This window comes from uncultured Chitinophaga sp. (assembly GCF_937874145.1).
GTDB lineage: Bacteria > Bacteroidota > Bacteroidia > Chitinophagales > Chitinophagaceae > Chitinophaga.
The window spans coordinates 1-6,865 of sequence record NZ_CALNBI010000100.1 but is presented as its reverse complement, the minus strand read 5'-3'; the positions used below and the strand labels follow the sequence as shown (position 1 = coordinate 6,865).

Genomic DNA, 6,865 nt, shown 5'->3' with positions numbered 1-6,865 from the left:
CCGCAATGCCATCGAATCGTTCATCCAGACGGATGCGCCTGTGAACCAGGGCAACTCGGGCGGCGCGCTGATCAATACCGCCGGCGAGCTGATCGGCATCAACTCGGCCATCGCCTCGCCCACGGGTGCTTACGCAGGATATTCCTACGCCATCCCAGTAAACCTGGTGAAGAAGGTGGTGAACGACATTATGAAGTTCGGGAACGTGCAACGCGCCTATTTGGGCATCGAGTACAACGACCCAAACACCATGTCGGACGAGCAGCTTAAAGCCCTCGGCATGTCGCGCGATATGGCCGGCATTAAAGTACTGGGCGTTCCGGAAGGCGGAGCCGCAGCCGTGGCGGGGATCAAGGAAGGCGACGTGGTAACGAAGATCAACGGCGTATCTACCACTTCCATCCCTGAACTGATGGAACAACTGAGCCGGTATAAACCCGGCGACAAGGTAACGGTGACCTACCTCCGCAGCAATAAAGAGCAGACGGCCAACGCCGTTCTCAAAAACCTGGAAGGCAATACCGATATCGTGAAGCTGACCGTGCTGGACCAACTGGGGGCGGATTTCGTTCCCCTGAACAAGGAAGCGTCGAACCGGCTGGGTGTGGAAGGAGGCCTGATGGTGGCCAATATCGGCAGCGGGCTGATCAAGAAACAAACGAATATGAAGCGGGAATTCGTGATCCTGAAAGCAGGCACCACCGCCATCCGCTCATCCGACGACCTGAAGCGCGCCCTCGACGATGCGCGGACGACCGTCGACCTGGGCGACCGCTACGCCAATGTATATTATTACGACCTGGACCTCTCCGGAGGCACCTCATTCTAAGATATTATTCTACGTGTTTTCATATAGGTTTTATAGGTTAGGATTAAAGGCCCCCCGTTTCCGGGGGGCTTTTTTCATGCCTTTATCCGTCAAGATTTTACCCCTGCATATTTTTTAATGTATAAATATTCAATATTTATTTGCAACTCATTGACAGGCATATAAAATAGAAAAAGCCCTCCGGAATCGGAGGGCTTTTTGATGGCCGTGCTGGTAAAGAGCTTACGAACATGACCATTATCCTATGAAAACCCTACACCGAATGTAGGACTATAAACCATTACGATCCCGCGCGGTTTGGTAAACGCTGGAAATGGGTTCGGCAACGGGCATAAAATATTGGTGAAAAATCGGACCACCCTGTCCGGATTGCCCCAAACTGGGGATTTACAGGTTAATGACGCCCTTCAGCTGGGTGAAGAACTCGTCTTTTTTGCGGGAAGAAATCGGGATATTCTTCTGATCGCTCATGATCACTGCGGTGCCGAGGCCCTTGATGATCTTCACAATGTGGTGGATATTGATCAGGAAGGATTTATGAACGCGGTAAAAACCCTTGTCCGACAGCATCTCTTCATATTCCTTGAGGGATTTGGAAATGAGATGGCTGACGTTGTTGATGAGCTGGATTTTCGTATAGCTGTCAAACGCTTCGCAATAGATGATATCTTTCAGGTCGATCACGTTGTACCCGTCGTTCACGGGGATCACGATCTTTGAGAATGCGTTGTCGTTATTCTTTACGTAGTCTTTCAGGATAGACGCCAGTTCGTTCAGGCGGCCTTTCTTGCTGCGCTTCACTTTCTCCAATGCATCTTCCACCTCACTCACCTTGATTGGTTTGAGGAGATAGTCGAGGGCGGCGAACTTAATGGCTTGCAGCGCGTACTCCTGGAAGGCGGTAATGAATATCACCTCAAAGTTGAGCACAGGGAACATTTCCAGCAGCTGAAAACCGTTATGAGGGGGCATTTCAATATCCAGGAACAGAACGTCGATGGGGTTGTTTTTGATCATCTCCGCGGCTTCATGGATATTTTGTGCTTCGCCAATAACTTTAACATCCTTGCAATAATTTTCCAGAATATTACGGAGGATATGAATGTTGCGGACCTCGTCGTCTACAATGGCAGCTTTAATTATACTCATAACATCTTTACAATGGGAATGAGGATTTCGACCAAGGTACCTGCCTTGTTGCCGAATCCAGAGTTAAATTTATCAATAATTTCCAACTTTCCAACGCTTCCATTAAAAGATTTGATGATCTGCAATCTTTCACGGATCACACTCAACGCGGTGGATTCATGCTTGGTCAGCTTCCCGGTCTTAATGCTGTTGGCATGCTCCCAGCCAATCCCATCGTCGTCCACAGCGCAATACAACAGGTCGCCATGCAGTTCCAGCCGCACCAAAAGATGGCCGCTCCCGTTCTTCGGCGCCAGCCCGTGCTTAATCGCATTTTCCAGGATCGGCTGAATCAACATTGGCGGTATATATATTGTATACTCCTTCAGCTCCTGGCTCATGTCAAACTTGTATTCGAAAGAATTGGCAAAACGGATCTTCTCCAGCTCGATGTACCGCGTCAAAAACGCGATCTCATCTTCCAGCGATATGTACGATTTGCGCGAGTTGTTCAGCATCTGCCGCATCAGCGTCGCGAAATCCGCCAAAAAGTTCAGCGCCTGCTTCTCTTCCTTCTCCAGAATCAGGTGCTGGACGGAATTTAACGAGTTGAAGATGAAATGTGGGTTCATCTGGTTGGTGAGCGCCTTGGCCTCCAGCTCGGCTATACGACGGTTATACTCCGTCTTCCGCCGCTCCCCTCCTTTGATCCGCGTCACGATGTAGCGGAGCACCAATAAAATAGCCATGATGCCCAGCAGCACGAGGATTCCCCTCGCCCACCATTCCTGGTACCAGCGCGGCAAAATGGAAATCCGCAGCACCACGGGCTTGCTCCACCCGCTCTTGTACTTCCGCGCCCGGATCAGCAACGTATAGTCACCCGGCTGCAGCCTGGGATAAGGCACGATGTTGCTCATCGTGGTCACCCAGCCGGCGGAGGTATCGTTCGAGAAATTATATTGATATTCCACCAGGTCAGGCAAATCAAAAGCAATCGCGCCGAATTCCACTTCGAATGTGCTCTTCCATTCGTACAGGTGCTGGAAATACTGCCCCGGGATCCAGGAACTGTCGCCATACCGGATCGCGTTCAGGTAAACAGTAGGCGGCACCGTATCCACCGGAATATGATCCCGCGAAAAATAACATAAGCCGTTCGACGTGGCCACATACAAGGTATCCCCCGCATGCGAAATCCCGCGGATGTCGTCGCTCATCAGCCCGTCGTTCGAGGTAAGATTGCGCAGCAGCGTGCGGGTGCGGGTATCGATGATCGACAAACCCTTATTGGTGGCTACGTACAGCCGTCCATTTCCGTCATAATACAACTGCTGGCAAATATCGCTCACCAAATGGTCTGCCGTCCGGAAATGGCGCACCACCTGGTCGTCTTTCAGCACAAAAATCCCCTGGTCGCTGGTTCCCACCCACAAATAACCGTTGATCCATGCCAGGTCTTTGATACTCTGGCTCAGCCGGGGATCGTCCTGCACCGGCACGGGGAAACCGCCGTTGGTGCCGAAATACAGCCCGGATCCGGAGCCGAGGTAATACGTACTATCGGTCACGCAGGCGATGGAATTGATCTGGGTTTCCAGCGCCGAAAGATCGAGCATGCGGCTGTCGCTGATCCCGAAAGCCAGGCGGTTGCGGCTGACTACACGCAGCTTACCGTCCGGCGTAAAGTCCATGTCTTTGATATTGCGCATCCGCAATACCGGCCTGGGCGCAGGGCCGCCGGGCGAGTAATTGAACACGGCATTGTCCGTCGCCACCAGCAGCTCGCTGGTTCCCGGCTGGGCCATAATGCCGAGCACGCTGTTGCGGCCGCCGGTGGAATCCAGTTCGAACCTGCGGATACTTCCGCCGGGCGTCATCACGTTCAGCATACCCGCATTCTCGCCGATATACAGCAAGCCGTTGCGCTTGTCTTTGAACACACTGTACACCGAATGGGAGTTTAAGCCGTTGGTATTGTCGAGATAGGCGAAATAGAAATGCTTGAACGGGATATGATACACGCCGTCGCCGAAAGTGGTGATCCAGGTATTGCCGTCGCGGTCGTGCAGGATGGAAGTGATGAAGTGGTTGTTGAGCAGTTTGCTGATCTTCTTCTCCCCTTTGAAAAAATCGCGGATGAGGTAAAGTGAGCGCGGCGTGCCGATCCAGAGGTTTTCGCCGTCGATGCTCACGCTGCTGATTTCTTCCCGGATGCCCCAGTCGGGCCCGGAAAAGAAAGGCATAATGTCTTGCGGGGTGTAGGAATAGAGGGTATTTCCGGTGATGACGACCGGGTTGTTGCGGATGCGTTGGGAGAATCGCTGGTTGCCCAGGGAATAGGGCGCGGCGATGAATATTTTCTGGAAAACGTTGTTGCTGTCTTTAACGCCCGGCAGGTTGAAATAGCGTTGCAGGGGGTGGAAAACGGAGTCCTTGCTGAGCAGGCTCAACACGTCCATCGAACTGGAGCCCAGTTTATCGTAAGTCGTTTTACGGCCGTTGTACTGGATGATGCGGCCGGCGGAGTTGAGGAACCAGGTGATGCGGGCCTTGTCTTCGAAGGCGTACTGGATGTAGTGGCTGCGGCTGTTGTAGCGAAGGGTGGAATCGGAATCTTCGTTGTGGACGATATGGTTTTGGTAAAACGACAGTTTGCCGTTGCTGGTGAAAAACCAGATGCGGCCGCGGGAGTCGGCGGCAAGCTTTACGACGTCGTTGTCGGTAAGGCCGTCTTTTTTCGTGTAGTTCCGGAACCTCCTTCCGTCGAATTTACTGACGCCAGTGGGTGTGGCGAACCAGATGAACCCTTCCAGGTCCTGGACGGCGCTGTAGACCGTTGCGTTGGCAAGCCCATCCTTTACATTGTAATTGCGGATGACCAGGCCCTGCGCGAACCCTGTGAGGGGCCCGGCGAGGCAGGCCAGCAGCAATAGTATGTAACGGATGGCTTGCATCAACAGCAAATAACGGCTTTTTCCTTGATTAATAAGCTCTTGCGAACAGCACTCTTTCTTTGGAGGGCTTCCCGGTGAGGATGCAGGCGCCTGCTTCCTGGGGGTTGTTCAGCGGAATACAGCGGATGGTGGCTTTGGTGCGCTCCTTGATCGCTGCTTCCGTTTCGGCGGTACCATCCCAGTGGGCGGAAATGAACCCGCCTTTCTCGTCGAGGAGTTTTTCGAACTCGTCCCAGCTGTCGGCTTTGGTGATATGGGAATCCCTGTAATCCAGCGCTTTCTGGAACATGCCGTCCTGGATTTCTTCGAGAAGTTGCCGGATGTGCTGGGCGATGCCGTCGAGGGATTGGGAAGATTTGGTCTTCGTATCCCTGCGGGCGATCTCGGCCACGTTGTTTTCGATATCGCGGGCGCCGATGGCGATGCGCACGGGTACGCCTTTCATTTCGTACTCTGCGAATTTCCATCCCGGGCGGCTGTTATCGTTGTCGTCATATTTCACGCGAATGCCGAGGGCTTTCAGTTCCTTGACGATGCCTTCCACTTTGGCGTCGATCCCGGCTTTCTGGTCGTTGCCTTTGTAAATGGGCACGATCACGACCTGGAGGGGGGCGATGCGGGGGGGAAGGATGAGGCCGTCGTCGTCGCTGTGCGCCATGACGAGGGCGCCTACGAGCCGGGTGGAAACGCCCCAGGAGGTGGCCCACACGTATTCCAGTTTGTTTTCCTTGTTGGAGAACTGCACGTCGAACGCTTTGGCGAAGTTTTGTCCTAGGAAGTGGGAGGTCCCGGCCTGGAGGGCTTTACCGTCCTGCATGAGGGCTTCGATGCAGTAGGTGTCTACGGCGCCGGCGAAGCGTTCCGAGGGGGATTTCACGCCTTTGATAACGGGCACGGCCATGAAATTCTGTACGAAGTCGGCGTAAACGTCGAGCATCTGCACGGTTTCGGCTACTGCTTCTTCGGCGGTGGCGTGGGCGGTGTGCCCTTCCTGCCAGAGGAATTCGGCGGTGCGGAGGAAGAGGCGGGTGCGCATTTCCCAGCGCACCACGTTGGCCCACTGGTTCACCAGGATGGGGAGGTCGCGGTACGACTGGATCCAGTCTTTATATGTATTCCAGATGATCGTTTCGGAAGTGGGGCGCACGATCAGTTCTTCTTCGAGTTTGGCTTCCGGGTCTACCACCACGCCGCCGTTTTCGGGGTCGTTTTTCAGGCGGTAGTGGGTTACCACGGCGCATTCCTTGGCGAAGCCTTCCACGTGGTCGGCCTCTTTACTGAGGAAGGATTTGGGGATGAAAAGCGGGAAATAGGCGTTCTGGTGACCGGTTTCCTTGAATTTACGGTCGAGCTCGTCGCGCATATTCTCCCAGAGGGCGAATCCGTAGGGTTTGATAACCATGCATCCGCGAACGGCGGAGTAGTCGGCCAGTCCGCCTTTCAGCACGAGGTCGTTGTACCATTGCGCGTAATCCTGTGATCGGGCAGTAATCTCTTTACTCATATTATATTTTTTCTTTTTCCGTTTCCCCCGGAAAGATTTGATAGGAACACCTTGATGATCAGTGGTTTGCCTTAAGCGAACCGCCGTTTGTCCTGCCGGGTTGCCATTCGCCCCAAATGGGCTGGAAACTGGCTTGCCCGCACAATAAACTGGCGTAATATTTGTTCTATTAATAATACGGAAACGCCACAGACCTCACAGAAAATGCCAAACCGGTTCCCGGGTGTGCGAAGATAATAAAACGGCCGGTGCGTGTAACCTCTTAACGGTAAAATTCGTTTAAATTGAGTAAATTTACATTGTTCATAAAATAACAGCAGAATGAGACCTATGATATATAGTGCGGTAGCGGCCCTGCTTGTGTTTGGCAGCTGTTCCACCGCTTATCAGACCGCCCAGACACCGGATGATGTGTACCACTCTCCGGTTCGCCAGCAGCAGACGTAT

The 6,865-nt window shown here is 53.2% G+C and carries 4 protein-coding genes; 1 reads left to right on the top strand and 3 read right to left on the bottom strand.

What is annotated here, in order from left to right:
* Window positions 1–829: PDZ domain-containing protein (locus Q0510_RS04490; protein ID WP_298708649.1), on the top strand; the 829-nt coding region annotated here is incomplete at its 5' end.
* 387 nt (window positions 830–1,216) lie between these two features.
* Here the strand turns inward: Q0510_RS04490 and Q0510_RS04485 are convergent.
* Genes Q0510_RS04485 through proS form a run of 3 tightly spaced genes read right to left on the bottom strand, consistent with a single transcriptional unit; the run spans window position 1,217 to window position 6,418 of the window.
* Window positions 1,217–1,978 (bottom strand): LytTR family DNA-binding domain-containing protein, encoded by a 762-nt coding sequence (locus tag Q0510_RS04485; protein WP_074237512.1) that lies wholly within the window; start codon window positions 1,976–1,978, stop codon window positions 1,217–1,219.
* Window positions 1,975–4,914: a histidine kinase gene (locus tag Q0510_RS04480; RefSeq protein ID WP_298708651.1), complete on the bottom strand. Its 2,940-nt coding sequence runs from the start codon at window positions 4,912–4,914 to the stop codon at window positions 1,975–1,977. The genes Q0510_RS04485 and Q0510_RS04480 overlap by 4 nt, the downstream gene beginning before the upstream one ends.
* A 28-nt stretch (window positions 4,915–4,942) precedes the next feature.
* Window positions 4,943–6,418, bottom strand: a complete 1,476-nt coding sequence (gene proS / locus Q0510_RS04475) for a proline--tRNA ligase (RefSeq protein WP_298708643.1) — start codon at window positions 6,416–6,418, stop codon at window positions 4,943–4,945.
* Window positions 6,419–6,865 lie beyond the last annotated feature (447 nt).

What these genes read in the sequence shown, in the direction of transcription:
- Q0510_RS04485 (WP_074237512.1), bottom strand. Translation starts at nt 1,978, where the DNA reads ATGAGTATAATTAAAGCTGCCATTGTAGACGACGAGGTCCGCAACATT.
- proS (WP_298708643.1), bottom strand. Translation starts at nt 6,418, where the DNA reads ATGAGTAAAGAGATTACTGCCCGATCACAGGATTACGCGCAATGGTAC.
- Q0510_RS04480 (WP_298708651.1), bottom strand. Translation starts at nt 4,914, where the DNA reads ATGCAAGCCATCCGTTACATACTATTGCTGCTGGCCTGCCTCGCCGGG.